Genomic DNA, 26,006 nt, shown 5'->3' on the forward strand with positions numbered 1-26,006 from the left:
TGGCCTATATCGGCACTTCCCGATGAACGGAGCTGCGGCCGTGACCAGCAACGCCAAGAAGTCTGCTGACCTGCAAATCGTCGATCCCGTTTGGGAAGCGGTGCGCGCCGGTGCCCGGCAGATTGCAGCCAATGAACCCTCGCTGGCAAACCTGGCGCTCTCCGCTGTGCTCAACCATGATAGCTTCGAGCAGGCGCTGGCGCATCGGCTGGCGGCGCGGCTCGACCATGATGATGTTTCGGCCGACCTGATCCGGCAGGCCTTTGGCGAAGTTCTGGCTGACCATCCCGAGATAGGACAGGCCGCGCGGGTGGACCTTGCTGCGACGCTCGAGCGCGATCCAGCCTGCCATCGGGCGGTGGAGCCCCTATTGTTCTTCAAGGGTTATCAGGCGATCCAGACCCATCGTTTTGCCCATGCGATGTACGAATCGGGGCGGCTCGACTTCGCGCTTTATCTGCAGAGCCGGGCGAGCCAGGTGTTCCAGGTGGACATCAACCCAGCCGTGGTGATCGGGCAGGGGATTATGCTGGACCACGGTACCGGCCTCGTGATCGGGGAGACCGCGGTCATCGGCGACAATGTCTCCATGCTGCAGAACGTGACCCTGGGCGGCACGGGCAAGTCGGACCAGGACCGTCACCCCAAGATTGGCAACGGGGTTTTGATCGGCGCCGGCGCCAAGGTGTTGGGCAATATCAAGATCGGCGATTGTTCGCGAATCGGCGCCGGATCGGTGGTGCTCAAGGAAGTGCCGCCGCGCGTCACCGTGGCCGGAGTGCCGGCAAAGATCATTGGAGAAGCGGGCTGCGCTCAGCCGGCGCTGGTGATGGATCAAGTGGTGCTGGTCCACGACCTCAACGCCTGAGTGGCGATTGTTACCGCTAAAATGCCACCAGGCGGGGTTGTGCGCGTTTGTCTCCTGACTAGATTGCGGCCAACACCAATCAGCAGGACACCACGCCCGTGAACCATCCCGAGATCATCAAGCTGCAGAAGTTCCTGCAAACCAAGTTCGGCAACAAGAATATCGACGTGCGCCCGCGTCCCAAGCTCAACGACTCCGTTGAGGTGTTTATCGGCGATGAGTCGATCGGGCTGATCCATGCCGACGACGAAGACGGCGACAAATCCTATATCTTCAACATGTCGATCCTCGATATCGACCTGGATGAAGTGAACTAGCTTTTTTAGCCGTTCTGCCAGGCGCCGATCGGCTCGAGCCAGCGCCGCATTTCCGCATCGAACAGGCGCCACGATCCAAGGATCGTGGCGTCAAATGCATAGACGGCAGCGATGCCGGACCCGAGATAAACCGTGCGCAGGCAACGGGGCGGTGTACCCGCTTCCACCGGCTCGGCGCATTTGGCGACGAATGGGTTGGGCGAGAGCGCGTCGTACCAGACGCTTTCCCCCATATAGCCCTGACCCATCCCCAGCGGCTTGCCGACAAGACCCGGAACCCCCGCTAGTGTGTCATCCCCGAACTGGTGCAGATAGACTGCGTCCAGCAAGGTGCTGCTGGTGCGAGCGCGACTGCGGGGCACCAGAGAAATGTCGACGGGCAAGGCTTTGCCCGCGCCTTGGGGCGCAAACATCACCCGCAGATCGATCTGGTCGGTAAAGCCACCGTGAACTGGCTCCCCGTAACGGAACCATGACGCCGGTATGGTGAGTTCACGTCCTGAAATGGTCTGACGAATCGTATTCCCGTCAGCAAGGCTCGGCTGGGCGGGTGCAGAAGCCCTGGTGAACCCGTCGAGCAGATAGGCCGCGCCTACCGCCAGCAACAAGACCAGAACCGCGATCCCGGCAAGATTATAGGCCATCGAGGGGGCCTGGGACATGGCGGTCGAGGCTGAGCGTGTTTGCATGTGGACAGCATTAACCAGGTGTTAAGGATCGGGGTGACAGCGCATTGGACGCGCAATATGCTTAATGGAAGGTTAATGGCCGGGGCTTCGCCCGGTCCGGGCGGGACACAAAACATGTCGAGTGAATTGCTGCTGGCAGGGTTCATAATTGGGGTGGGGCTGTGCGTGGCCGGCGCCGGTACCCACCTTTATCAATGGCTGGCGCGGGAGCAGGCGCTGCTTCGCGTCGATGGCCCAACATTGCCGGTGTCGCTGGGACATCTGGTGATGAGCTTTGTGTGCGGCCCCTATATCATGTTGCAGATGGGCCTTGAGCGCGACAGCGGCCATATCTCTGTCGCCTCGGCGCTGGTAGGGGCGATGGTTGCCTTTGGTTGGGCGTTCGTGACGGGGTTGTTGTTCATGAGCATCTACGTCGCCGTCCGGTTCTGACGGGACAAGTAGATTGAATCACGAAGGCCCGCTTCACGGCTGAAGCGGGCCCTTTTGTTGGCTGTTGCCGGGGCTAGTTGACGGCGGCGATGATCATTTCGCGGCTGTCGATCATGTCCACCCACTGACCCGGATTGTCCTGCGCCTGGCGCTTGATGAACTGATAGGGCGTTTCGCTCCACAGCCGCACATCGCCGTCTTGATTGTCTAGCACAAGGTCACCACGATCGGTGCGGACGGTGAGAACGGCATGGCCGTTGCCGTTGGCTTCCCGAACCACAGTGATCAGCAGCGTGCTGGCGGGCCAGCCGGCCTTGATCAGGTCGCGGCGCTTGGCGAGGGCGAAGTCTTCGCAGTCACCATAGCCATTGGGGTAGGTCCAGAATTCGCTGACTTGGTAGAGGATCTCGTCGGTGACCGGAACAATCGTGGTGTTGATGTTGGTGTTCACATCGAGCAGCTGCTGCCAGCGCGCCGGGGTCAACGGCATGGCAGCGACCACTTCGGTGTTGGGCCTGCACTCCGCCGGGCGTGAGGCGCAAAACTCGGCATGGCCGACCGGAATGCTCGTTGGAGCGGTGGCGGTTTGCACATAAGCAACATTGGTGAGATCGAGCGCCTGGGCGGGCACCGCTCCCAGGCCGAAGGCCAGGGTGAGCAAGGCTGAAACTAAAGCCATCTTGGTGCGGTGCATTGCGTGATCTCCTCGATGGAGACCAAACTAGAAGGCGCCGCTTGCACCGGTCCGAACACTGCCGAGTAGTTTTTATGCGAGTTTTATCGATTGAAGGAGGCGCTGGTTAACCATGAGGGCCTGGTGCTTCGGCCAGGCGGGCCAGCACGGTGGCATAAGCATCGTCGTCCTGCCCCGCCCCGTCGCGGCATTGCTTGGAGCCGATCTGGATGCTGGTGGCCGTCGGCAGACGCGGGCTGGCATAGGTGAAATCGGCTGCGCGGCTTTGTCCACCGTGTATCAGCCAGTTCTGGTGATGCACAGCCAGGTTGTGGCCTTCGGCGTCGACCACTACGGCGGTGACGCAGACATAGTCGGTGTCGCGCCGGTCATTGTCGCTCAGCTGCTGGCGCAGATGCAGGGTTTGGCGGTCCCGATCAAGCGTGATGGTGATATCGACCCATTGGTCGCGTTTCCAATCCCACTTTTCGTGAAAGTGCGGGCAGGCGAGAGTGCCGGTGGGCTGCGGAACGCAGTCGGCCACCTTGATGCTCTGCCACGCATAGCCGTGCCAATCACCCCGGCCATCGGCAAGGGCGCCGGAGATCAGGATCGTGCTGCCGGTAACAAGCAGGAGGGCAATGGCGGGGGCGAAGCGGGTCATGAGGTCAACATAGCCGCTTTTGGTGGGCAAACCAGCAGCGAGCATTGCTGCGGCAGCGGTGCTTGTTGCTCTGGCGCACGGCAGCGGCTAATCCAAGGCCCGGCGCCAGTGCGCAAAAAGGGGCATGTCCATGAAGTTGGCCTTTGTTATTCCGGCCTATAACGAAGAAGCGCTGATCGGAAAGTGCCTGGAATCGGTCGTGGCGGAGATTGCCCGCTCCGGTGCCGATGCCGAAATCATCGTGGTCAATAATGCCTCGACCGACCGCACGGGCGAGATCGCGCGCAGCTTCCCCACAGTGCGCGTGGTGGACGAGCCCAAGAAGGGTCTTGTCAATGCGCGCGATGCTGGCTTCAACGCCACGAACGCCGAACTGATTGCCAATATCGACAGCGATACGATGGTGCCCGAGGGTTGGATCGATACGGTGCTGCGGGAATTCGGCAAAGACCCCAAGCTCGTCTGTCTCAGCGGGCCCTATATCTATTACGACATGAGCTGGTTCAACCGCGCACTCGTGAATGCCTTTTATGGGCTGACCTACCTCATCTACATCGTTAATCGCTTCATCCTGCGCGTTGGATCGGTGGTGCAGGGCGGCAATTTCGTGTTCAAGCGGGCCGCCTGGGCCCAGGTCGGCGGTTATGACCGCTCGATCCAGTTCTTTGGCGAGGATACCGACGTGGCGGTGCGCTTGTCCAAGGTCGGTGGCGTGAAATGGACCTTCGCGCTCAAGATGAAGACATCGGGTCGGCGGCTGGAAAAGGAAGGCGTGTTCCGCACCGCGGGCACCTATACGCTGAACTTTTTCTGGGTGACCTTCCGGGGCAAGCCGGTGACCAAGGACTACAACGACATTCGCCGCAATTAACTGCCACCCAAGTAGAAATCGGCCTGCGGCTGACAAGCCACTGGCGTTTTGATTTTGGGCGGGACAGTATGGGTTCGGACCCAAGCGAAAGGCGAATGCCATAACCCAGGATCGGACCATCGAAATAGCTGCAGATCCCGCGCCCGACGCGCCGGAACCATTATCTGCAATCCTGCTTGGCATCGCCCAGAATGCGGAACGTGAGCGGATCTCCATCGGGGATCTGCTGCAAGCTCTGCAGCATCGGGCGAGCGGGGCACTGATGTTCCTGTTCGCGGTTCCCAATGCCATCCCGGTGCCTCCCGGTGTCTCCGCGGTGCTCGGGGCTCCGCTGATTTTCCTGGCGTTCCAGCTCATGCTCGGCCAGCGGCCATGGCTGCCCAAGGTGATCACCAACCGCTCCTTGTCCCGCACCGAGTTCGAGAAGGTGGCCAATCTGGCGGCGCCGTGGCTCGGCAAGGCGGAACGCCTGATGCAACCGCGGCTGCAGATGCTGGCCCGGCCGCCGGCGGAATATGTCGTTGGTGCTGTCTGCCTATTGTTGTCCATCATCCTCTTCTTGCCCATCCCACTGGGGAATATGCTGCCGGCTTTCACCATTTGTGTGTTGTCGCTGGGCGTGTTGCAACGGGATGGGGTGTGGATCCTCATCGGCATGTTCTGCGCCGTCGCGGCGGTGGTGATTGTTTGGGGCGTTACACTCGCATTGCTGTGGAGCGCCTTGTTCGTGCTCGGCCATGTGTTCGGGTTCAGCTTCGGCGCCTGAGGCACGCTTTGTCGCATGGTTGCAACGCTTGCCCGGCGTGACCATTTCCCCCCTGTTGATCCAGAAAGGGAGAGTCAGCATGAACTCCGAAGACCGCTACGCGATTGACGGCTTGTTCGAGCGCATCGAGCAGGTGGCGCGCAATAGCCCGCCACGGGACCGGGAAGCGGAGATGCTGATCCGGCAGCGGCTGACCGAAGCGCCGGCTTCGCCCTACTACATGGCGCAAACCATCATCGTGCAGGAGCGCGCCCTGGAAGGCGCCCAGGAGCGCATCGAGCAACTGGAAGCTGAATTGGCACAGGCGCAGCGCGGTTCGGGCGGCGGCTTTCTCGGCGGCGTGTTTGGCGACGCAAACCGACCTAGTGGGCAGCAAAACAATCGGCAGGGGCCTTGGGGCCGACGCGACAGTGGTGACTACCAGGAGCGCCGCAGCCCAGGGATGGGCGGGGGCGGCGGCTTTCTAGCCGGCGCCGCGCAAACGGCGCTGGGCATAACCGGTGGCGTTTTGCTGGGCAGTGCGATTGCCGGGATGTTTTCGGGCGATGCTCACGCCGGAGAGCTTAACGCCGATGAGCCGGGCGGGGATAACGGCAGCGAGCAAGATGCTGAGCAGGATTTTGGAGGCGGCGACGATTCCGACTTCGATATTGGCGGCGAATTCTAGGAGTCAGTACTTCTCGTAGAACTCGTTGCCGCCCGCTTCGAGGACATAGTGCATGTTGTTGTAGGGGAAGCGCAGCCCGGCGGTGTGGAAGTGCTTGGCGCCCCGCACGCCGGGGTGGCGGGCTCCGCGCATGACCTGGTCGGCCGTTTGGGCGGCCAGGATCGCCCCAGAATCCGTCATCTTCCGGCTGAGCACCCCCTGGGCGAATTGCTTGGGTTGGCCGACGACGCCACAGACCGATTTGGGATAGCGGGGGTCATTGACCCGGTTCATTACCACGGTACCAACCGCAAGCATGCCTTCAGAGCTCGAGCGGTTGGACTCGAAATACATCGCGCGCATGAGGCATTCTTTTTCGCTGAGCCGGGCAGTGCCGAAGCTCATGCCCAAAAAACTGCAGCCGCCCAGAGTTGAGGCGGCTACGGTTACGGCGACGAGGCGCAGAATGGTTCTGGTGGCAGCGCGCATCGGCGGACTCCGGTGTGTGGCACAAAAGCATGCCAGACCGAAAATGCCGGAACATATTTAAGGAAAGTCTGCCAGAAGCGGTTAATCAGCCGCTAACCAAGCCGAACTCAGCGGCGGCGACGTGCGAAGAGCGATGACAGCAGCACGAAAGTGCCAAGGGCCACGACGAGGGGAATGGGGTCCTTGCTGATGGCCTTGCCGGCATGGCGCGCCTGTCGTCCCAGCAGGTGTGCGGCGGCCGAGCCATGCTCCTGCAAATCCCTGGCCAGCTCGACGGCCTGGTGTTGTGCATCGTGCAGCGCATGGCTGCCGGCCTTGCGGCTGGGGGCGACCCGCTCGGCAAGCTCCTTGCGCAGATGAGCTAGCTGGCGAGCCAGGTCTTCGATACGGGAAAGTGCATGCTCGGTAACATTGGCCATGGGGTGACGCTCCGCCCTGGTTTTAACTGATTGCACAACACCGGGGAAAGAATGGGGTTCCGCCAGCGCTTTTTGCCAACCCTGAGGAGGGAACCGCAGGGGCTGCCCTTGGATTGCGTGAGCGGCGTCACGATATGGCGTTTACATCAGAGGAACGCCCCAATGTCCGGCAAGAGCAAGGCTCGCCTGTTTCGCCAGTTCGACAAGTTGGAGCGGCGCGTGCCCAATTTTGCCGCAAGGGCTCTGGAATGGCTTCGACGGCCCGGAGCGCGACTGGTGCGGATCCCCCTTGGGGTGTTGTTGATCCTTGGCGGCGTCTTCAGCTTTCTGCCGGTGCTGGGGGCCTGGATGCTGCCGCTGGGCTTGCTGTTGCTGGCGATCGATCTGCCGTTTTTGCGCGGGCCGGTGAACGCCGTGATTGTGACTGGCACGCGTAAATGGACGACTTGGCGGCGCAAGCGGCGCGACCGCAAGGCGGCGCAGAACCCCGAGACCCCGCCCGAATAGTTACCGCCCAGCGTTTGCAGATTTGTAACCTTCGCATCGCAATCTGCAGGACGGGCAGCACTGGAACGCTGCCAGACTGAAGGTCGTGATGCGCAATTCGGAAGCAGTGTTCGAAGCAGCCTGGACAAGACCTGCCAAGGCCCGGCGGCCGGTGGCAAGCGATGCGGTGTTTGCCGAGGATGTCGAGGCAGAAGCCGAGCGCCGCTTGCGCCTGTTGCGGATCGATGAATGGCGACGGCGGGCATTTGTGACCGGACGGCAGATGCCACCCGAGATCCGGCAGATGGAAGACCAGATCAACCTGGCCACGGCAGCGATCTGCCGGCTGGCGCCAATCCCGGCCGACTATCGGGATGACGTGTATTGGCCCCAGCACTGGCGCTGAAGCCTTCGAGTCCCTTGTTAGGCTGGATCGAGTTCGAGCAGGCTTGACTGCTCGCTGTCGAGTTGTGCCTGGAGGGCTTGGACCAGACCGAAGCGCTCGGCCACATCGGGCGCGTAGCGGATCAAGTCCGGGCGGAGGCGGATCAGCGCGAGGTCCTTGACCTTGGCTTCCAGCATTACGTCAAAGTCGAGCCCGGCCGCCGTGCGCATAAAGGTGGCGAACTCAAAGGGGTTGACGAAATCGGCGTGACCCGTCCAGACCGGCGCGGCATTGACCATGGTGGTTTTCCCCGTTTTCTTGTCCTTGCGCGGCAATTGTCGCATCTCTGTGCGCGGGGAGGAGAAGTGCACCTTTGGGCGCACGCCATCTGGCCAGGTGCGCAGAATGGCAGTAAGCGTTTCGCGCAGGCCGGCATGTTCGGGATTGAGGCACCAGAAATGCTGGTGGTCAAAGATCAGCCGCACGCCGGTATGCTGGTGGATCCATAAGACGTCGGCCGCCGAGAAACGCAGGTCGTCGTGTTCGAGCACGAGGCGGCGCTGCACCGGCTCGGGCAGGCTCTTCCAGGTTTCCACCCAACGGGTGCGGGCGGCCTCCTTGTCGTCGTAAACGCCGCCGACATGGATCACCAGCACGGCCTCGGGACCAAGCTCCATGGCATCGAGCATTTCGGCCTGGGAGGTCAGGTCCCAGACGCTTTTGCGTACGAGCTCCGGATCGGGGCTGTTGAGGACCACGAACTGACTGGGATGGAAGGACAGGCGCAGCCCCAGCTGGCGGGCCTTGGCGCCGGTGGCGGCAAGCTCGGCGCGGCTGTCGGCCACCATGGAATGAAAGAGCGGCATGTCGGGGTGGGTGGCATAGGGGGCCAGGTCCGAACTCATGCGGTACATGTGGATGCCGTGACCCACCAGATAATCAAAGATGGCGTCGAGGTACCCCAGCGAGACTTTGAGATGCGGGGCGTTCTGGGCGCGCCGGGCATCGTTGCTCTTAAGATCGGGCTTGCCCATTATCTTGACGGGTACGCCCAAGCGCATCGGGAAATTGTCCATCCGGTACCTCCGCAGAAGGGAATGCCGCGCCCGGCGGCGCGTTCCCTTGACGGATGACAACCATTCACCGGCTGCCTCGTTAAGCTGGCAGGTGAGGGACCAGGCACGATGCCGCAGCAATGGGCGCAGTGGGGAAACGCAGTTGAGCGCTGGGTGCGCGACTTCCTCGGGCTCTACTGGAACGAGTGGACGCTGCTACAGGCGGTGCTCATCGCCCTGGCTTGGGTGATCGCGAGGTTTGCCGGCAAGGCGCTGGAGCGGCGGCTGGAGCGCTGGGGCCGGAGCATAAAGGGCAACCCCGACCTGCTGCGACTGGTGATTGCCACGATCCGGCGCTCGCGCTGGGTGGTGTTCGTGGTCGTCCTCTTCGTAATGCGGCTCACCATGATCGCGGCCGATGTTCCAGATGCGCTGCTGGCGAGCGTGCTGCTGCTGTCGGCGGCCTGGCTGGTGCTTTCGGTGCTCACGCGGCTGATCCGCAATCGGAGCCTGGCCCAGGTGGTGGCGGCGATCGGCTGGATCTATGTGGCCGTGCTGGTGCTAGGGATCGGCACGCCCGTGGCTCAAGCGCTCGATCATCTGGCGTTCAGCATCGGCGAGGTGCGCATTTCGGCGCTGCTGGTGATCCGCGCGGCACTGGTGGTCACCGGGGTCGTGTGGCTGGCGCTGTTTATCAGCCATGTGATCGAGGGCCGGATTGCGCGCGCCGATGATATGTCGGCTTCGGGCAAGGTGCTGTTGTCCAAGCTGATCCGCATTGTGCTGGTGATCGGGGCGGGCGCATTTGCGCTCACAGCGACCGGGGTGGATCTGACGGCCCTGACCGTGATTTCGGGCGCTGTTGGTGTTGGCATCGGCTTTGGCCTGCAAAAGGTCGTGTCCAACTTCATCTCTGGCATCCTGATCCTCCTTGATCGCTCGGTGAAGCCGGGGGACACGATCGAGGTGGGCGAGACCTTTGGCTGGATCACCGAATTGCGGGCGCGCTTTGTTTCGGTGGTGACGCGGGATGGGCGCAAATACCTGATACCGAACGAGGATTTCATTACCCAGCAGGTGATCAACTGGAGCTATTCGGACCAGAATGTGCGCATCGATGTGGAGTTCGGCGTCAGTTACGAATCCGATCCCCATCATGTCACGGCCGTGGCCATTGCCGCTGCCCGGGGGGTCGAGCGGGTGAGCGCCTTCAAGGAGCCGGTGTGCTGGATGACCGCGTTCGGTGCATCGTCGCTGGACTTCAAATTGCGGTTCTGGATCAACGATCCGCAAAACGGGCTGACCAATGTGCGCGGGCAAGTGCTGCTGGCGCTGTGGGACGCGTTCAAGGTGGAAGGGATCGAAATCCCGTTCCCGCAGCAGGATGTGCGGTTCAAAACCCCGTTGCGCCTCGAAAAGGAAGTGTAGCTCGTGCTCGTATTTCTCGACTTCGAGGCATCATCGCTGGAAAAACAGAGCTATCCGATCGAAGTGGGCTGGGTGCGGGAAGACGGCAGCGGCGAAAGCCTCCTGATCAAACCGGCACCGGGATGGACCGATTGGGATCCGGGTGCCGAAGCTATTCACCATATCACGCGGGAAGAGCTGGTGGATAAGGGTGTTGAGGCGACGGAAGCCTGCGAGCGGGTGCTGCAGCTTTGGGATGGCAACCGCGTGCTTGCCAGCGCCCCATCCTGGGATGGGCATTGGCTAAGCATGTTGCTGCGAGCGGCAGGGCATCCACGGCATCTGGTGCGGCTGGAAGCAACGGACCTGGCCTTTGCTGAGGCCGCGGCAAGTCGAGGCCTGGCGCCGGAGGAGGCACAGGCGGTGATCGAAGCGGCGCGGGCGGAAGCGGACAGTCAGCCAGTGGCCCACCGGGCGCAGGAGGATGCCCGGCGAGAATGGCAGATATGGCGCAAGGTGCTGGGCGAGGCCTGAGCGGTTGCGCGAGGAAGCTGGCTGATCAACACTGGCAGCAGACTGCCCGGCAGGATCGGGCGATGCCAAAATCGGAGGGCCGCCATGCGCATCTATCTTGTTCTCGGACACCCCGATGCGGAGAGTTTCAATGGTGCGCTAGCCGATGCCTACCAGGCGGCGGCAGAGGCCAAGGGGCATGAGGTACGCCGGCACAATCTGGGGGAGCTCAAGTTCGATCCCATTTTGTGGCACGGCTATGAGGTGATCCAGGAGCTCGAGCCTGACCTCAAGGCCGCGCAGGAGAATATCGAATGGTGCGAACGGATCGTGCTGTTTTACCCGGTGTGGTGGGGGTCGGTGCCGGCGTTGCTCAAGGGCTTTTTCGACCGAGCGATCCTGCCGGGGCAGGCCTTCAGCTACCACGAGAACGATCCGTTCTGGGACAAGCTCTTGAAGGGGCGCGACGCGCAGCTGTTCACCACTTCGGATGGGCCCACGATCTACCTGCTGCTGGCCTATCGCAACAGCGATGTGGCGACGGTCAAGAACGCGGTGCTGCAGTTTTGCGGGATCAAGCCCGTCAAGGTCACCCGGTTCGGGGGGATCAAGACGTCGAGCGCGGCGCAGCGGGAGAAATATCTCGAGCAGGTGCGCCGCGCTGTTTAGCTCCCTCAGGCCGGTACCGGCTCGAGCCGCCCGGAGGGTTGTCTCGGGCGTGGGAAGGCGAGGGCGACGGCTGCCGCTGCCAGCCCGATCAGGGCCGAGGCGATATAGAGCCAGTGGTAATCGCCGAAGGTATCGAAGATCCAGCCGCCGCCAATGGGGCCGAAGGCCATGCCAATGCTTGAGGTCATGGTGATGCCGCCCAGAACCGTGCCCATGACATGGGCGGGGAAGTAGTCGCGGGCCAGCACGGCATAGAGGGGCATGACGCCGCCATAGGCGAGGCCGAGCACGGCGGCCAGCATGTAAAAGTCGGTGATCTGCGTCACATAGATATAGGTGTAGATGCCGGCCGCCTGGAGCAGGAGCCCGCCGATGATGATGCGCTTGACGCCCAGCCGGTCGGCGAGGAGGCCGAAGATGAGGCGACCAAAGAGGCCGGCCAGGCCCTCGACGCTATAGATGCTGGCGGCAGCGAGGGAGGAGGCGCCGCAGAGCATGGCGTAGGAGACGGTGTGGAAGATGGGGCCGGAATGGGCGGCACAGCAGAGAAAGAAGGTGCCAGCGAGGACGACGAATTGCGGGGTGCGCAGCACGGTGCCGATCGAGCCCTTGGGCGCTGTGCTGGTAGCGTTTTGAGTTGGCTCGGAAGCGGGGGCTTCGGCCGGGGCGCGGCGGATCAGCAGGGCTGTGGGCAGGAGAATGGCCCAGGCGACAATGGCGGTGAGCAGCATGGCCGAGCGCCAGCCATAGGCGGTAATGAGCACGCTGGCAAGTGGGGTGACGACCATGGGCGCAACGCCTCCGCCGATCGACACCAGCGCCACGGCAAGGCCGCGGTTCTGATTGAACCAGCCGATGGTGGTCGCCATGATTGGGGCAAAGAAGGCGCCGATGGAGGCGCCCATAACCCCGCCATAAGCGAGCTGGAAGACCAGAAGATTGGGGGCGCGGCTGGCGATGAGCAGCCCCAGACCCAGGATAAAGGAAGCCAGCAGCACGACGGGGCGGGCGCCAATGCGGTCGGTGACCGTGCCCCAGGCAAAGCCGGCTACACCCATGACGAGAAAGCCCATTGTCATGGCGAGCGAGATGCCGGCGCGGCTCCAGCCGGTGTCATCGGCCATGGGCTGCAGATAAACCGGAAGGGCGAACATCGAGCCCGCCGCCACACAGGTGATCACGGCGCCGGCGGCGACGATCACCCAACCATAACCACGCTCCATTCCCCGGCTCCTCCAAGCTTGCCTTGGTTATAGACGATTGGCGCGCGGGTCGCTCGACATTGGCGATCACATATTTTTTCAAGGCGGCATGCAGGCGTGCCAAATCTCCGCTCGACCGGAGGTCAGCGGCTGCGACATGGGGCAAGGATCGCCTCGGTGCCGGTCGTCCGGCAAAAGGTATAGGTGAAGCAAGCCTTGCCCCATGCTATCCCGGAGACTCTATGGAAAGGACCGTCCTCGGCTTAAGCCCGTGCCGAAAGAAAACCCGGGGGCTCAAATCGGGTCACAGATCATCCTTTAAACCACAGGACATGGAGCGACCCCCATGCCATCCGGCCTCTCCATGCCGACCGTTCGTCGCGACCGCGCAGTTACGCATGAAGATGGGGCAACAATAACCGACCTTTTGGCACCGGGGATAAGTTCGAAGCGGGCCGCCTCGCTTGCCGGGAGCCGCCGGGCCTAGCCCAGATCGAGCGAACGGGTCAGCTTGCTTGGAGCAGGCGCTGGGGTTCGGCGTGATCGCGGCGGGCCGGGCGCAGGCGCAGTTCACCCTGGAGGGCGTGGCCGAGCTGGCGGGCATGGTAACGCACCACGGCTGGATTGACCTCGAGCAGTTCGGCCAGATCGGCGGTGGTCATGCCCTGCTTGAGGCCCTCGGCGACAATGGCGCGGCCGGCATTGGTGAGGTGACCACCTTCCGTCTTGAACAGGCGCCGGACCTGCTTGAGCCTGGCTGACAAGGCCAAGGTTTCTTCGGCATGGCGCCGAAACGTGGTTTCGTTAAACATCCTTTTAGCTCCGGTTTTCAGCCACTTATATGGTGATGGAGGGCCCGGTTTTGAAGGGTTTCAGCCCTTGAGGGGCAGCACGGCCTCGCAGAAAAGTTGAACCCGTTGAGGCGGCGTGGTTTGCTCCCGGCTATGTGCAACGACTATGAACAACATGTCAGCCAGGCGGACTATGCGCGGGCGATTGCGGCGCTGGAGGTGGGCGTAGCGGGGGAGCCCGAAGCGGCGCTGATCCGGGCCGATGATATCCGCATCGGCGATGAGGGGCCGGTGCTGCGCGCCGCAGGCAACGGGGTGGAACTGGTGCTGATGCGCTTTGGCTTTCCGCCGCCGCGGCCCAAGGCGGGGCCCGTGTTCAACTTCAAATCCGATGGGCGGCATTTTGCCGATTCCCGGCGCTGCGTCGTGGTGCTGTCCGGGTTCTTTGAATTCACCGGCAGCAAATATCCCAAGACCAAGTACCGCTTTACGCTGCACGACTCGCCTGTGATGGGAATTGCCGGGTTGTGGAGCGAGGCGGAAGACGGGGCGCTGAGCTTTACCATGCTCACCACAGAGCCTGGCCCCGACATAGCACCGATCCATGACCGGCAAATTTGCGTGTTGCGGCCCAAGGACTGGGCAGCCTGGCTGTTCCTGACGCGGCCGGAAGCGGAACTGCTGGCGCCGCTGCCCGCAGGCTCGCTCCAGGTAGAGGTGGTGCGAAAAGGGGCGGAGTAGTGCCCCGTTCAGACGGGATCGCGGACTATGGCGATGTTGAAATAAACATGGCCAAGGGTCTCGTAGAGCCGGATCCACATGGGCGCGAGGCTTTCCATGGCCCGGCAGGCCGTCAAGTCGCCCAGATCAAGAATGTCGCGCCAGCCGAAATCCTGCAGCAGTTCGGTGACTGTGGCGCGGGCTCCTGCGTCATTGGCGGCAATAAACATGGTGTGGGGCGCCGGCAGGCGTTCGGGGGCGCCCATCAGTTGGGCGCTGACGAAGTTGAGCGTCTTGACCACACGGGTGTCGGGCAGCGCCTCCTGCAAGCTTTCGCCCAGCGTATGGGTGAGGGGACCCGTGATGACGGATTGGAAGTTGCCGATATCGATCAGGAGCTTGCCGGCAAGAGGCAGGGGCGGCAAGGTCGCCATGGCGTCTTCACCGTGAAGGGCATTGACCACCCATTCGCCGTGTCGGGCCGCCTCCGAATGGCTGAGGACGGGGATGCCATCCTGATCAGGGCGGGGATGGCGCGAGCCGAACACGACGTCGTGGCCGAGGGATTTGAGCTTGCCGGCAACGGCCGAACCGACCTCACCAGTTCCAAATACGGCGATACGCATGGGCAACCTCCAGGGGGTATGAGCCGGTTAGCACCGACAATGGGATCGGCGTGAGCGGTCGGCAAGGGCGATAAACGCGGAGCCGGCGCAATGGGTTCATCGCGGCGCCGGCTCGGGATTAACCGGGCAATCACTATGATTGGCTTGGCGGGCAAGCGAGGATGAGCGTAGTGGTGAGCATCCCTCCCTCGAGCGATCGCGCGCCAAAGCGGACCGAGCAGCATGCATTACGATTTCTGTGTGATCGGGGGCGGCATTGTCGGCCTGGCGACGGCCAAGGCGCTGTTGGCCAAGCGGCCAGGCGCTACGCTGGTGTTGCTGGAAAAGGAAGCCAGCCTCGGGCTGCACCAGACAGGTCGCAATTCGGGGGTGATTCATTCGGGCATTTATTATGCGCCGGGGAGCCTCAAGGCCCGGCTGTGCAAGGAGGGTATGGCGCGGACCAAGCAATATTGCCGCGAGCAGGGCATTGCCTTTGAGGAACGCGGAAAGCTGATCGTGGCGACCAATGCGCTTGAGGAGGAGCGGCTGGCCAAGCTGCACCAGCGGGCGCAAGAAAACGGGATTGCGGTGGAGCTGCTCGACCGCGCTGGTATTGAGGCGATGGAGCCCAATATCACCGGCCTGAGCGCCCTGCTGGTCAGGAGTTCGGCAATCGTCGACTACAAGCAGATCCTTGCGGCGCTGGCGGCCGAGCTGGCGGAAGCGGGGGCCGAGATCCGGTTATCGACAACGGCGGACTATATTCAGGCGCGCGGCCGCTGGGTGGAGTTGTCAGCGGGAGGCGTGCCGTTCACGGCCGGGCAGTTGGTCGCCTGCGCCGGGCTGCAATCGGACCGGGTGGCGCGCATGGCGGGCCTTGAGGTAGACTTTGCCATCGTGCCGTATCGCGGGGAATACTACCGGCTCGCCAGCCAGCGCGACCAGGTGGTCAGGGCCATGATCTATCCAGTGCCCGACCCCGATTTGCCGTTTCTGGGCATTCACCTGACGCCGATGATCGGCGGTGGGGTGAGCGTAGGGCCCAATGCGGTGCTGGGTTTGGCGCGCGAGGGCTACAACAAGGGCGCGGTCTCCCTGCCCGACATCGCGGCAGCGGTGGGGTTTCCCGGGTTCTGGCGCACGATGGGCCGCCATTTTCGGGCGGGCGCCGAGGAAATGGCCAATAGCCTGTTCCGGCGGCGCTATCTGGAGGCGTGCCGCAAGTACTGCCCGTCGCTCACCCTCCAAGACCTGACCCCGATGCCGGCGGGCATCAGGGCGCAGGCGGTGCGGCGCGACGGGACCATGGTGCAGGATTTCCTGCTGCTGCGGGGGGAGCGCATGCTGCATGTGTGCAATGCACCATCTCCCGCGGCAACATCGGCCCTGCCGATCGGCGAGCACATCGCGCGCGAAGTGCTCGAAGCGGCGAACTAGGCGGTAGGGCTTCTGCTGATCAGTTCGCGGTAAAGCCGTACTGTTTCAGCATCGGGCCCGACACCCAGCTCCTCCCGCAGCCGCTTGCTGCAATCATTGAAGAGTTGCTTGACGAACGAGAACTGGCCCTTGGCAGCCGCGTCATACATCAAGGCGCGGTGGGCGCCCTCATGATATGGGTCGATCTGCAGCAAGCGGGTGGCACAGGCATGGCGCTCCTGAGCCGTTAGATCGGTGTCGAGCTCGATGGCCTGGGAGACCGCACTGATGAATTCGTAACGCAGGGCAGTTCGCTGAAAAGCCAGCCACTCCTCGAACCCTTCGCCCGCAGAGCGCAGGGATTCCAGCAGTTCCCCCCGATAGATCTCGCACATCCGCACGCAGCCCTTGGAGGTGGGATTGGCGGAAATATCCAAGAATTCGGCCAAGTCGATGTAGATGTTCTGGTCCAGATTGAGCCAGGCCATCTGTTGGTCGGCAGAAAACAACTCGAAGTTGTTGTCGTCCTGGAACTTGCGGATACGCGCCACCGTTTGGCGGATATCGGCATTGGCCTGTTCGGAGCCATTGTCCGACCAGATCAGATCGCCGATACGCCGTCGCACAACCGGTTTTCCGTGTCCTTCAAGCAGGATGTAGACCAAAATTCGCAGCAAGTTGAACGGTGGATTGATCAACCTGCCCGAAGATTGCACATGGCAATTTCCGAAGGTAAAAATCGACACCTGTGCCGTTCGGCCGTCTATCACATACATGATATCCCCCCCGGGTTCCGGCTTACGATCTGTAGTTTAGCAATTATGACACGCCTAACTCGTCGGCCCTCCTTACGACGGTGATCGTAGCGGATGGGTCGCGGCAACAGTCAGTCTATTATTGTAGTGGTTTGCGCGGATTGACTGGTGTTGCTGTCCGTGGCCGCCTGGACTTCAATTTACTCACGCTAGGGGTTTTTAACGCCCCTTCATAGCGTCCGTACGATAGCGGGCATGGTGCCGGCTGGTGGGGTGTCATAGCCCGGTCGTCGATCAAACGAGCGAAACACAGCCGCTGCCTGGGTGCGGTTATGCACCTTTAGCTTACGGATGATGTTGTGCACGTGCACTTTCACCGTGTGCTCGGACAGCTCCATCTTGGCCGCGATGATCTTGTTCTGATAGCCGTCGGACATCAGCTCAAGCACTTCGGCTTCCCGGTTGGACAGTACCCCAACGGTGTCGCTGCCCGTGGCTCCTTCCGGGCCACTCGAGGGACTGCGGCGGGTCAGAAAGCCGCGCGCGGCTGAGCGAGGGGAGGCGACGCTCGGAAAATACTCGCCACCATTAAGCAGGAGCCAGATTGCAGCTAGCCAGACATTGATCTGGAGGTTGAAGGGCACGAGGCCCTGGATCGCGCGTTCGGCCACAACAGCACGTAGCGCCGGATCCTCGCTCCAGCCATTCTCGACCAAGAGCGCGATGGGCGAGTCCGGGTAGCGCTCGCGGCATTGCGAGATCATGCCCGGTATATTGCGAAAGGCTAGAGCGTCCAGCAAGATCAGCCGCGGCTTGTATGGAACCGTGGCGTCCTCAGGCAGCTGACTCGATAGGGTTACCCCCACGCGCAAGAAGCACTGCTGAGCGGCCTTGAGCAGGCTCTGGAATGTCACGCCAGTGTTCGCCAGGATGAGAATTCCGTCCCGGCCCTCTGCATCGCGCGACGGGGTCGTGTGCCAGAAGGCATAGATGCCTTCTTCCTTGTGGTTGATGACTTCCAACATGATTGCCCCAACTGATGATTTTTTAGTCCTATTTAACTTAGGACGCTCCCAAGGAACATACCCCTCGTGACACAGCCGTGACAAAGCTCGGATCTTCAGCCAGACGAGCGCAAGTATCTCGGCAGTTGATTATCTTGGGTGCGGTAAGGCCAGTAGGCCCAAATAGTAGCCGAAAAACGCTCCGGGGAGTTGCATTGGGTTCCGGCGGGAGTTCTTCGAAGCGAGTCAAACTGGGTGAGATTTTCTTGTGCACGGGGCGGGGCCGAACTGGCGTTCTTGAACAATCCCTTGCATTTTCAGATAATTAGGCTGGTTCTGTGAAGCGGAGTAGTTTGCTCGGGCAGCCGAGTTCCGGCAACTCCCCAGTGGGCCGTTATCTTGGTAGGCGAGGAGCCATAGGGTTAAAGGCTTGTTACAACCTCCTACTGGGCGGGCGCTTTTCGGCCCGTCTCCCCGTCGCGGTCGGCGAGATTGCGCGCAAGATGCGGCTGAATTGCCACAGAAAAAATATTGGCGACAAGAATCATCATATCTCGGCTTTTCTTGTAAATTGCTTGCTTCCGCTGGATTTGGGCGATCAATGAGCAAGTAAATTATGGATTGAACTCTCTAGAAAGGTCAGGATGACTGACGGACCGCTGCTTCGCATGTGGCGGGGAGTGTCTCAGTTTGGGACGGCATGTGGCGGCCGGCTGCGCGGCTACTGACAGTTGATGCGACGCAGTGTTCGCTCGCGGGTGGTATGGAAGCAGGCCCGCTAGTCCACATGTTTTAGCAGACCGGGGCACGGCCGATCCTCTGGACTAGCGATTGCCGCGACACCACAAGTTCGGGCGATTGCCCATTGGCCTTGGCGGCTGCAATCCTGATGGCACAAGGCAGCATATTTCAGGATCCGTGGTGAGCGATACAAGTGAGGATGACCGGGCGCAAACCCGATATGAAGCGATCCTGAAATCAACCTCCCTCATTGGAGGGTCATCGGTCATCAATATCCTCATGTCCGTAGTGCGTCTCAAAGTGCTTGCTGTGCTTCTGGGCCCTGCAGGCGTGGGGCTGTTCGGGCTGTTCAACGTGATCATCGACCTCGGCGCGAGCATTGCCGGGTTGGGCATCCAGGCCAGCGGGGTGCGGCAGGTGGCACTCGCCAGCGGGACCGGGGACGCACTCAAGGTTGCACGCGTGGCCAAAGTGCTGGCGCGCGCTTCGTTGCTGCTGGGTGTACTGGGGATGGTTTTGCTGATCGGTTTTGCGGTTCCGATCGCCACCTTGTCCTTTGGAACGGCGGCGCATGCGGGCGCGGTGATGCTGGTGAGTGTAGCGGTGCTGCTGCGGATCCTCGCGGGCGCACCGATGGCGATCATCCAAGGCAGTCGCCGCATCGGGGATCTAGCGAGGATGACGGTGGTGGGTGCGGTGCTCAACACGGTGGTGGCGGTTCCGCTGGTATATTGGCTCGGGGAGGCCGGCATTGTGCCGTCGCTGATTGCGGTGGCGGCGACCACCTGGATTGCGGCGCTGTGGTATTGCCGCAAAATCACGCTGCCTGAGGTCAGCCTTTCGCTGCCTGAGTTTAGTGCCGAGGCCAAGGGGCTGTTGATGCTGGGCTTTGCCTTCATGGCTAGCGGGTTGCTGATGGCCGGATCGGCCTTTCTTATCCGGATCCTCGTGGTGCAGGAACTGGGCGTGGATGCCGCCGGCAACTACCAGGCGGCCTGGGCGCTGGGGGGCATTTATGTCGGCTTTATCCTCCAGGCGATGGGCACCGACTTTTACCCGCGCCTTTCGGCGGTTGCCGATGACCAGGTCGCCAGCACACGCATGGTCAACGAGCAGGCGCGGGTTAGTCTCCTCCTCGCGGGACCTGGACTGCTGGCCACGCTGGCGCTGGCTCCGCTGGTGATGGCGGTGTTTTACTCAGCAGAGTTTGCAGGCGCGGTGCCGTTGCTACGCTGGTTTTGTCTCGGGATGCTGTTGCGCGTGGTGGCCTGGCCGATGGGGTTCATCATCCTAGCCAAGGGCAAGCAGCAGATCTTCTTCTGGACGGAGCTCGCGGCGGCAACGGTGCAGGTCGGGTTGACCTGGTTGCTGCTCGATCTTGTTGGCCTGGCCGGCGCAGGCATCGCCTTTGTGGGGCTTTATCTCTGGCACGGCATGCTGATCTATGGGCTGGTGCGGAGCCTTGATGGCTTTCGCTGGTCGCGCGAGAACCTGGTGCTGGGATCGGGGTTTGTTACCCTGAGCGCCGCGGTGCTGGCGGCAGTGGAACTGCTGCCATTCTGGCCCGGCTTTGCGGTTGCGGCGATCGCGACGGCCGGAGCGAGCTGGTATGCACTCAGCCAGTTAATTGCGCTGTTGCCGCAGCGCTGGATACCCGCTTGGTTGCCCACGGTGGTACGGGTGGGGCTCGGGATGAAGCCGACGCGGACGGCGTCAGCTGTTGATGGGGTTTAGGACGCGAGTTCGGGAACCTGCTCGAGAATCTGGGCCAGTTCCGCAACAACGAAGCGCACATCGTCTTCACTCATCTGCGCAAAGAGCGGCAGCATGATCCCGGTGCGCTGGGCGTGCTCGGAGTGCTCGAGCGAGCCGGCCTGCCGATGGAGGTTCTTGCGGGCATAGGCGGGCTCGAGATGGGAGTTCATCACGGCGCGCCGGGCAGAGATGCCGCGATCGAGCAGGGCCTGCATAACAGCCAACTGATCGGCATGGGTGGGCAGGGTGACGCAATAGCTCTGCCAGTTGCTGCGCGCCCAGGCTGGCTCAGCCGGTGGTTGCAGACCGGGAATGGCCGAGAGCAAGCTTGTGTAGAGAGCCGCAAGACGCCGGCGATCAGCGATGATGCCGGGGAGACGCTCGAGCTGGACGCGGCCAATTGCGGCCTGCAGGTCCGTCATGCGGTAGTTGTAACCGACCTCGGTATAGCTCTCGAAGATCACCTGGCGGGCGCCGTGGCGGACGGTGTCGGGCACCGACATGGCATGTTGGCGCAAATGGCGGAAGGCCCGGTCGAAGTCAGGGCTGGCTGTAGTCAACATGCCGCCGTCGCCGGTGGTGACGACTTTGCGGGGGTGGAAGGAAAAGCAGGCGACGTCGCCATGCGGGCGGCCGATGCGCTCCCAAGATCCGTTCCAGAGGATTTCGCTGCCGGTGGCGCAGGCGGCGTCTTCCACCACTTTCAGATCATGTTCGCGGGCAATGGCGAGGATCGCAGCGAGATCGCAAGGCATGCCGAGCTGGTGCACGACGAGGATGGCGCGGGTGCGCGGCGTGATGGCGGCGGCGATGCGATCGGAATCGATATTGAAGGTGCCGGGCGCAATGTCGACAAAGACCGGAGTGGCGCCGCAATAGCGCACGGCGTTGGCGGTGGCGATGAAGGAATGGCTGACGGTGATCACCTCGTCGCCGGCGGCGACGCCCACGGCCATCAGCGCCAAGTGCAGCGCCGTGGTGCAGTTGGAGAGGGCACAGGCATGGGGGGCGCCGACATAGGCGGCGAATTCCTGCTCGAACTGGGCGACTTCGGGGCCCTGGGTGACCCAGCCGGAAAGGATGACGCGGCGGGCGGCTTCGACCTCGCGTTCATCGAGCACGGGCTTGGCGACGGGAAGCTGGGGGCGGATGGCGGTCATGCTACATCGCTCCTGACAAGGCCGCGGCTCGCCTGCCACCAGGCGACGAGATCGCGCAGGCCTTCCTTCATCGAGATTTCGGCGGTGAAGCCCAGCTCGCGCGTCGCTTTTTCGGTTGAAGCGAGGCGGCGGGCGACGGGGTTGACCTTGCGGGCCGGCTCGTGGATCGGCGCCAAGGACGAGCCCATGACATCGAGGAGGGTGCGGGCCAGCTCGGCGAGGCTCGTTTCAGTGCCGCTCGCCACATTGTAGACGGTGTCGCTGGCGGGCGCTGCGGCGGCCAGCACATTGGCGCGGGCGATATCGCGCACATGCACGAAATCCATGGTCTGGGTGCCATCGCCCATGATGATGGGGGGCAGGCCATTGGCGATGCGCTCCATCCAGCGGATCAGCACCTCGGTATAGGCACCGTAGACATCCATGCGCGGGCCGTAGACGTTGAAATAGCGCAAGGCGACATAGGGCAGGCCATACATCTCGTTGAAACTGCGCAGCAGCGCTTCGTTGTAGGTCTTGGCGGCGCCATAGATGGTGCGGTTGTTGTAGGGGTGGTGCAGCTCGGTGGTGGGGAACTGATCGGCGGCGCCGAGCACCGAGGCGGAAGAGGCGGCAACGACCTTGCCGACGCCGGCTTTCACCGCGGCTTCGAGCACGTTGAAGGTACCGGTCGCCAGCACATCATGGGCGAGGCGCGGGTCTTCGGCGCACTGAGTGATGCGGATGGCGGCCTGGTGAAAGAGCGTGTCGATCCCCGCCATGCTGGCATGGACCAGGGCGATGTCGCGGACATCACCCTCGATGATCCGGATCGGCGCCTTGGCTTGCGCTGCGGCCAGGTTGTCCATGCGGCCGCGCACGAAATTGTCGAGGATGACGATTTCGGCTGGAGATTGGTCGGCGACCAGATCGGCAATATGGGAGCCGATAAGGCCGGCTCCACCCGTGATCAGAACCCGTTTGCCTTGCATCAGGACGCTCCTTGATTGGGGTTTTGGACGATGTCGTCGTCCTTGCGCCAGCGCAGCACGCGGGCGGGGACACCCGCGGCGACGGCGTAGGCGGGAATATCGGTGGTCACCACGGCACCGGCGCCGATGATGGCGCCTTCCCCGATGGTGACGCCGGGCAGAATGGTGGCATTGGTGCCGATATCGGCGCCGGCGCCGATACGCACGGGGCGGATGTCGAGATCGGTGGCGATGATGGGCTCGGAGACGGGCAGGCCGGTGTGCTGGGAGCCCAGCAACTTGGCGCCGGGGCCCCAGCCGACATAATCGCCGATGACGAGATTGCGGGCATCGAAATAGGCCTGAGGGCCGATCCAGACCTTGTCGCCGATGATGCAGGTGCCATCGAAGCGGCCCTGGATGTAGGCACCAGCCCCGATAAAGACATTGGCGCCAATCTCGAAGGTTTCGATGTGCTTGAAGCCGGCCTGGCTGCCGACCTGCAGCCCCGGCCCGCAGCGCCGGGCGGCACTGCGCCAGACGAATTGGCGCATCAAGGCGTCGAGGTCGCCATCGCCAACGGCGAAGCGGCCATAAAGGTCGCGTACGGCTGAGGCCGGGTAGTGCTGGCGCAGCCAGGCGACCATGCCGTCCTCAAAGGCGGGACCCGGCTCAATCTCGCGGCGACCATGCACCGAGCGGGCGATGCGGGGGGTATCCAGGGTTTCAATAGACATAGGCATCCTGGTGCACCAGATCGGAGATGATCTCGACTTCCTGGGTGCTGAGTTCGGGGTAGATGGGCAAGGACAGGACGGTGGCGGCGGCCGCCTCGGCCTGGGGGAAGTCGCCGGGCGCGTGGCCCAGATCGACATAGCTGGGCTGCAGATGCACCGGGACGGGGTAATGCAGCCCAGTTTCCACGCCATCGCGGGCCAGCATCTCGCGCAGGCCATCGCGGTCGCGCGTGCGGATGGCGAAGATGTGCCAGACATGGCGGCGGCCCGGCGCTTCGTAGGGGAGCTCTACCGGCCCGCCGGCCAGCAGCTGCTTGTATTCGCCGGCGCAGGCCCGGCGCGCTTCGGTCCAGTTCTCGAGCTCGCGCAGTTTTACGCGCAGCACCGCGCCCTGAATGGCATCCATGCGGAAGTTGTAGCCTTCGAGCACGTGGTGATAGCGCCGGTCCTGGCCCCAGTCGCGCAGCATCCGGATGAGACGGGCCTGCTGGTCATTGCTGGTGACAACGATGCCGCCTTCGCCGCAGGCGCCCAGGTTCTTGCCGGGATAAAAGCTGAAGCAGCCGGAAAGGCCAAAGCTGCCGGCGCATTGTCCCTCGGTGGTGGCGCCGTGGGCCTGACAAGCGTCCTCGATGACCGCAAGGCCATGCTTGGCGGCGACCATGCCGATGGCGTCCATATCGGCCATCTGGCCGTAGAGATGGACCGGCATGATCGCGCGGGTGCGGGGCGTAATCGCCCGCTCGATGAGATTGGGATCGATGCAGAAGGTGCGTGGATCGATATCCACAAAGACCGGGCGGGCGCCGATATAGCGGATGGCGGCGGCGGTGGCCACGAAGGTGAACGGGGTGGTGATCACTTCGTCGCCGGCCTTGATGCCGGCAGCCAGCAGCGCCAGCTGCAAAGCGCTGGTGCCGGTGTTAACCGCGATGGCGTGGCGGGTGCCGCAATAGGCGGCGAACTCTTCTTCGAACGCCTCCACCTCGGCGCCCAGCACATATTGGGTGGAGCGCAGGACGCCAAGAGCGGCGGCTTCGATCTGGGGCTGAATGGCGGCGTATTGCGCGCGCAGGTTGAGAAAGGGGATCATGCCAGCACTCGTTGGGGGGCAAGTTCGATCACAGTCCCGCCTTGCGCCATGGAGCGGGTTGCAGCTTCAAGAATGCGGACGACGCGCAGGCCCGCGGCGCCATCGGCAGTGGGGCTGGTGCCGCGCTGCACGCAGGCGATGAATTCGGCGAGTTCGGAGCCCAGCGCCTCGGTGATATCGAGCTTGGGGGCGAACATGTCGCCCGCACGATAGCCGATGCGCATCTGCTGCTTTTGCTCGCCGGCGCGAGGGGCCATGGGGTCGAGCGTGATGCCGCTGTCATAGACCTTGATCTTCTCGCTGGGCTCGAGATCGTCGTAGACCACCATCTTGTTGCTGCCGCCCACGAGGGTGCGGCGCACCTTAACCGGGGCCAGCCAGTTGACGTGGATATGGGCCATCAGCGTCGTGTCGAAATGCAGGTTGAGATAGGCCATGTTTTCGGGCGAGCCGGCGATATGAGCGATGCCGGTGGCTGAAACGGCGCGGGGCTCTACGCCCAGCACGTAATCCATGATCGAAAGATCATGGACCGCGAGGTCCCAGACCACGCTGACATCGTGCTGGAAGAGCCCGAGATTCACGCGGACGGAGTCGTAGTAGTAGACCTGACCCAAATCCTTCTGGATGACCTCGCGGAGCTTCTTGACGGCGCCGGTGTGGATGAAGGTGTGGTCCACCGCCACAACGAGGCCGCGCCGGTCTGCTTCCTCGATCAGCCGTTCAGCCTGCTCGGCGGTGGCGGTGATCGGCTTTTCGACAAAGACGCTCTTGCCGGCGCACAGGGCGCGCATGGCCAGATCGAAATGGGTGGAGACCGGGGTAGCGATGGCTACGGCATCCACCTTGGGATCGGAGAGCACATCGTTGAGATCTTCCGTGATGCTGACCGCCGGATAGCGCAGGCGCAGTCGGGCCAGCCGCTCGGTCTGCAGATCGCACACCCAGCGCAGATCGACACTGGGGATATCGGAGAAGTTGCGGACGAGGTTGGGACCCCAATAGCCATAGCCAATAACGCCGACGCCGATCATTGTTGCAGCCTTCCGGTATCCAATTGGGCGGGTTGGGCGGAGGCGGCGAGGGGGCGCGCGGGCACGCCCGCCACCACCGCTCCGGCGGGCACGTCGCGGGTCACCACGGCGCCGGCGCCGATCATGGCGCCTTCCCCAATGGTGATGCCGGCGAGAATGGTGGCATTGCTGCCGATGGAGGCGTTGCGGCGCACGAAAGTGGGCACCACCGTCCAGTCATCGCCTTCCTGCGGCTCGCCGGTGGTGGTGGTGGCGCGGGGGAAGAGATCATTGGTGAACATCACGCCGTGGCCGATGAAGACGCCGTCGTCGATGGTGACGCCTTCGCAGAGGAAGCTGTGGCTCGAGATCTTGCAGTTGCGGCCCACGACCGCGTTTTTCTGGATTTCGACAAAGGCGCCGATGCGGGTGCCGGCACCAATGGAGCAGTCGTAAAGATTGACCAGATCGGGTTGTCGGATGATTACCCCGTCTTCGAGCTGGACGCGCGTCAGCATGTGGTTACCCCTGAGATGGCGAGCGGGTGAAGGCAGTGATTGCTGCGCGCAGTGCTCGACTTCCGGCAAAGCTAGCGATCCCTGGGCGATGGGCAATTTGCTAATCGAGCTAGCGAGTTAGCTGCCTTTCCGGGCAGCGAGCTAAAATCGCTGCCGGGGCTATTGGTCGGCGCGTGCCCCGTAAGCTTAAGGAT

The 26,006-nt window shown here is 62.7% G+C and carries 30 protein-coding genes and 1 pseudogene; 14 read left to right on the top strand and 17 right to left on the bottom strand.

What is annotated here, in order from left to right; all coding sequences use genetic code 11:
- The first annotated feature begins 40 nt into the window (after positions 1-40).
- Positions 41-868 (top strand): serine O-acetyltransferase, encoded by an 828-nt coding sequence (gene cysE / locus AC3YOG_RS17775; protein ID WP_489936033.1) that lies wholly within the window; start codon positions 41-43, stop codon positions 866-868.
- Positions 869-966: 98 nt separating this feature from the next.
- Positions 967-1,185 (top strand): DUF3126 family protein, encoded by a 219-nt coding sequence (locus tag AC3YOG_RS17780; RefSeq protein WP_127753396.1) that lies wholly within the window; start codon positions 967-969, stop codon positions 1,183-1,185.
- A 5-nt stretch (positions 1,186-1,190) separates the two neighbouring features.
- Here the strand turns inward: AC3YOG_RS17780 and AC3YOG_RS17785 are convergent, their stop codons facing one another.
- The gene (locus AC3YOG_RS17785; protein WP_489936034.1) at positions 1,191-1,874 is read right to left on the bottom strand and encodes a hypothetical protein; all 684 of its coding nucleotides are present in this window, start codon (positions 1,872-1,874) and stop codon (positions 1,191-1,193) included.
- 114 nt (positions 1,875-1,988) lie between these two features.
- On the opposite strand from AC3YOG_RS17785, the gene AC3YOG_RS17790 reads away from it, so the two are divergent.
- Positions 1,989-2,306 (top strand): DUF6949 family protein, encoded by a 318-nt coding sequence (locus AC3YOG_RS17790; RefSeq protein WP_489936035.1) that lies wholly within the window; start codon positions 1,989-1,991, stop codon positions 2,304-2,306.
- A gap of 73 nt (positions 2,307-2,379) precedes the next feature.
- Here the strand turns inward: AC3YOG_RS17790 and AC3YOG_RS17795 are convergent, their stop codons facing one another.
- Both AC3YOG_RS17795 and AC3YOG_RS17800 read right to left on the bottom strand, forming a co-directional pair.
- Positions 2,380-3,000 (bottom strand): transglutaminase-like cysteine peptidase, encoded by a 621-nt coding sequence (locus tag AC3YOG_RS17795; RefSeq protein ID WP_248305087.1) that lies wholly within the window; start codon positions 2,998-3,000, stop codon positions 2,380-2,382.
- Between the two features lie 106 nt (positions 3,001-3,106).
- Positions 3,107-3,643, bottom strand: coding sequence for a hypothetical protein (locus tag AC3YOG_RS17800; RefSeq protein WP_127753393.1), 537 nt, complete (start codon positions 3,641-3,643; stop codon positions 3,107-3,109).
- Positions 3,644-3,773: 130 nt separating this feature from the next.
- On the opposite strand from AC3YOG_RS17800, the gene AC3YOG_RS17805 reads away from it, so the two are divergent.
- The 3 genes from AC3YOG_RS17805 to AC3YOG_RS17815 all read left to right on the top strand — a co-directional run bounded on the left by AC3YOG_RS17805 (position 3,774) and on the right by AC3YOG_RS17815 (position 5,947).
- Positions 3,774-4,514, top strand: coding sequence for a glycosyltransferase family 2 protein (locus AC3YOG_RS17805; RefSeq protein ID WP_127753392.1), 741 nt, complete (start codon positions 3,774-3,776; stop codon positions 4,512-4,514).
- Positions 4,515-4,686: 172 nt separating this feature from the next.
- Positions 4,687-5,280 carry an exopolysaccharide biosynthesis protein gene (locus tag AC3YOG_RS17810; protein ID WP_489936119.1) on the top strand — a complete coding sequence of 198 codons (594 nt, stop codon included), beginning with the start codon at positions 4,687-4,689 and terminating at the stop codon, positions 5,278-5,280.
- Between the two features lie 79 nt (positions 5,281-5,359).
- The gene (locus tag AC3YOG_RS17815) at positions 5,360-5,947 is read left to right on the top strand and encodes a DUF2076 domain-containing protein (RefSeq protein ID WP_173087985.1); all 588 of its coding nucleotides are present in this window, start codon (positions 5,360-5,362) and stop codon (positions 5,945-5,947) included.
- A gap of 9 nt (positions 5,948-5,956) precedes the next feature.
- Here AC3YOG_RS17815 and AC3YOG_RS17820 read toward each other — a convergent pair.
- Both AC3YOG_RS17820 and AC3YOG_RS17825 read right to left on the bottom strand, forming a co-directional pair.
- Positions 5,957-6,415 (bottom strand): annotated as a pseudogene (locus tag AC3YOG_RS17820) (cell wall hydrolase); the annotation flags it as partial.
- Positions 6,416-6,522: 107 nt separating this feature from the next.
- A complete protein-coding gene (locus AC3YOG_RS17825) occupies positions 6,523-6,834 on the bottom strand; it encodes a hypothetical protein (RefSeq protein ID WP_489889118.1) in 312 nt (103 codons plus the stop codon).
- 162 nt (positions 6,835-6,996) lie between these two features.
- On the opposite strand from AC3YOG_RS17825, the gene AC3YOG_RS17830 reads away from it, so the two are divergent.
- Positions 6,997-7,341: a hypothetical protein gene (locus tag AC3YOG_RS17830; RefSeq protein WP_489936036.1), complete on the top strand. Its 345-nt coding sequence runs from the start codon at positions 6,997-6,999 to the stop codon at positions 7,339-7,341.
- A gap of 88 nt (positions 7,342-7,429) precedes the next feature.
- Positions 7,430-7,726 carry a hypothetical protein gene (locus AC3YOG_RS17835; RefSeq protein WP_172123532.1) on the top strand — a complete coding sequence of 99 codons (297 nt, stop codon included), beginning with the start codon at positions 7,430-7,432 and terminating at the stop codon, positions 7,724-7,726.
- A gap of 17 nt (positions 7,727-7,743) precedes the next feature.
- Here AC3YOG_RS17835 and uvsE read toward each other — a convergent pair whose 3' ends face one another.
- Positions 7,744-8,781: a UV DNA damage repair endonuclease UvsE gene (gene uvsE / locus AC3YOG_RS17840; protein WP_489936037.1), complete on the bottom strand. Its 1,038-nt coding sequence runs from the start codon at positions 8,779-8,781 to the stop codon at positions 7,744-7,746.
- 108 nt (positions 8,782-8,889) lie between these two features.
- On the opposite strand from uvsE, the gene AC3YOG_RS17845 reads away from it, so the two are divergent.
- From AC3YOG_RS17845 to AC3YOG_RS17855, 3 genes are all read left to right on the top strand, one after another.
- Positions 8,890-10,188 (top strand): mechanosensitive ion channel family protein, encoded by a 1,299-nt coding sequence (locus tag AC3YOG_RS17845; protein ID WP_489936038.1) that lies wholly within the window; start codon positions 8,890-8,892, stop codon positions 10,186-10,188.
- Between the two features lie 3 nt (positions 10,189-10,191).
- Positions 10,192-10,701: a 3'-5' exonuclease gene (locus AC3YOG_RS17850; protein WP_489936039.1), complete on the top strand. Its 510-nt coding sequence runs from the start codon at positions 10,192-10,194 to the stop codon at positions 10,699-10,701.
- Positions 10,702-10,785: 84 nt separating this feature from the next.
- Positions 10,786-11,349, top strand: a complete 564-nt coding sequence (locus AC3YOG_RS17855) for an NAD(P)H-dependent oxidoreductase (RefSeq protein ID WP_489936040.1) — start codon at positions 10,786-10,788, stop codon at positions 11,347-11,349.
- 5 nt (positions 11,350-11,354) lie between these two features.
- On the opposite strand, the gene AC3YOG_RS17860 is transcribed toward AC3YOG_RS17855, so the two are convergent.
- Together AC3YOG_RS17860 and AC3YOG_RS17865 are read right to left on the bottom strand one after the other, a co-directional pair.
- The gene (locus AC3YOG_RS17860; RefSeq protein ID WP_489936041.1) at positions 11,355-12,572 is read right to left on the bottom strand and encodes an MFS transporter; all 1,218 of its coding nucleotides are present in this window, start codon (positions 12,570-12,572) and stop codon (positions 11,355-11,357) included.
- Positions 12,573-13,057: 485 nt separating this feature from the next.
- Positions 13,058-13,363: a hypothetical protein gene (locus AC3YOG_RS17865; RefSeq protein ID WP_172123526.1), complete on the bottom strand. Its 306-nt coding sequence runs from the start codon at positions 13,361-13,363 to the stop codon at positions 13,058-13,060.
- Positions 13,364-13,495: 132 nt separating this feature from the next.
- Here AC3YOG_RS17865 and AC3YOG_RS17870 point away from each other — a divergent pair, with 132 nt between their 5' ends.
- The gene (locus AC3YOG_RS17870; protein WP_172123525.1) at positions 13,496-14,083 is read left to right on the top strand and encodes an SOS response-associated peptidase; all 588 of its coding nucleotides are present in this window, start codon (positions 13,496-13,498) and stop codon (positions 14,081-14,083) included.
- A gap of 8 nt (positions 14,084-14,091) precedes the next feature.
- On the opposite strand, the gene AC3YOG_RS17875 is transcribed toward AC3YOG_RS17870, so the two are convergent.
- Complete coding sequence (locus AC3YOG_RS17875) at positions 14,092-14,688, bottom strand: NADPH-dependent F420 reductase (protein WP_489936042.1); 597 nt, start codon at positions 14,686-14,688, stop codon at positions 14,092-14,094.
- 222 nt (positions 14,689-14,910) lie between these two features.
- Between AC3YOG_RS17875 and lhgO the strand changes: the two genes are divergently transcribed.
- Complete coding sequence (lhgO, locus tag AC3YOG_RS17880; RefSeq protein WP_489936043.1) at positions 14,911-16,107, top strand: L-2-hydroxyglutarate oxidase; 1,197 nt, start codon at positions 14,911-14,913, stop codon at positions 16,105-16,107.
- On the opposite strand, the gene AC3YOG_RS17885 is transcribed toward lhgO, so the two are convergent.
- On the bottom strand, positions 16,104-16,712 hold the full coding sequence (locus AC3YOG_RS17885) for an AfsR/SARP family transcriptional regulator (RefSeq protein WP_489936044.1): 609 nt from the start codon (positions 16,710-16,712) through the stop codon (positions 16,104-16,106). The genes lhgO and AC3YOG_RS17885 overlap by 4 nt on opposite strands.
- A gap of 359 nt (positions 16,713-17,071) precedes the next feature.
- Positions 17,072-17,866: a response regulator transcription factor gene (locus AC3YOG_RS17890; protein WP_127753376.1), complete on the bottom strand. Its 795-nt coding sequence runs from the start codon at positions 17,864-17,866 to the stop codon at positions 17,072-17,074.
- 897 nt (positions 17,867-18,763) lie between these two features.
- Here AC3YOG_RS17890 and AC3YOG_RS17895 point away from each other — a divergent pair.
- On the top strand, positions 18,764-20,320 hold the full coding sequence (locus tag AC3YOG_RS17895) for an O-antigen translocase (protein ID WP_489936120.1): 1,557 nt from the start codon (positions 18,764-18,766) through the stop codon (positions 20,318-20,320).
- On the opposite strand, the gene AC3YOG_RS17900 is transcribed toward AC3YOG_RS17895, so the two are convergent.
- The 6 genes from AC3YOG_RS17900 to AC3YOG_RS17925 are packed head-to-tail and all read right to left on the bottom strand — an operon-like array spanning position 20,317 to position 25,812.
- Positions 20,317-21,501 (bottom strand): DegT/DnrJ/EryC1/StrS family aminotransferase, encoded by a 1,185-nt coding sequence (locus AC3YOG_RS17900; protein WP_172123521.1) that lies wholly within the window; start codon positions 21,499-21,501, stop codon positions 20,317-20,319. The two genes, AC3YOG_RS17895 and AC3YOG_RS17900, sit on opposite strands and share 4 nt — an antisense overlap.
- Complete coding sequence (locus AC3YOG_RS17905; RefSeq protein WP_172123520.1) at positions 21,498-22,472, bottom strand: NAD-dependent epimerase/dehydratase family protein; 975 nt, start codon at positions 22,470-22,472, stop codon at positions 21,498-21,500. The genes AC3YOG_RS17900 and AC3YOG_RS17905 overlap by 4 nt, the downstream gene beginning before the upstream one ends.
- Positions 22,472-23,188: an acyltransferase gene (locus tag AC3YOG_RS17910; RefSeq protein WP_489936045.1), complete on the bottom strand. Its 717-nt coding sequence runs from the start codon at positions 23,186-23,188 to the stop codon at positions 22,472-22,474. Before AC3YOG_RS17910 ends, AC3YOG_RS17905 begins: the two co-directional genes overlap by 1 nt.
- Positions 23,178-24,281, bottom strand: a complete 1,104-nt coding sequence (locus AC3YOG_RS17915) for a DegT/DnrJ/EryC1/StrS family aminotransferase (RefSeq protein WP_489936046.1) — start codon at positions 24,279-24,281, stop codon at positions 23,178-23,180. The genes AC3YOG_RS17910 and AC3YOG_RS17915 overlap by 11 nt, the downstream gene beginning before the upstream one ends.
- Positions 24,278-25,315, bottom strand: a complete 1,038-nt coding sequence (locus AC3YOG_RS17920; RefSeq protein ID WP_489936047.1) for a Gfo/Idh/MocA family protein — start codon at positions 25,313-25,315, stop codon at positions 24,278-24,280. Before AC3YOG_RS17920 ends, AC3YOG_RS17915 begins: the two co-directional genes overlap by 4 nt.
- Positions 25,312-25,812, bottom strand: coding sequence for an acyltransferase (locus AC3YOG_RS17925; protein WP_489936048.1), 501 nt, complete (start codon positions 25,810-25,812; stop codon positions 25,312-25,314). Before AC3YOG_RS17925 ends, AC3YOG_RS17920 begins: the two co-directional genes overlap by 4 nt.
- Between the last annotated feature and the right edge of the window lie 194 nt (positions 25,813-26,006).

Source organism: Devosia sp. Z6_126, assembly GCF_058133495.1.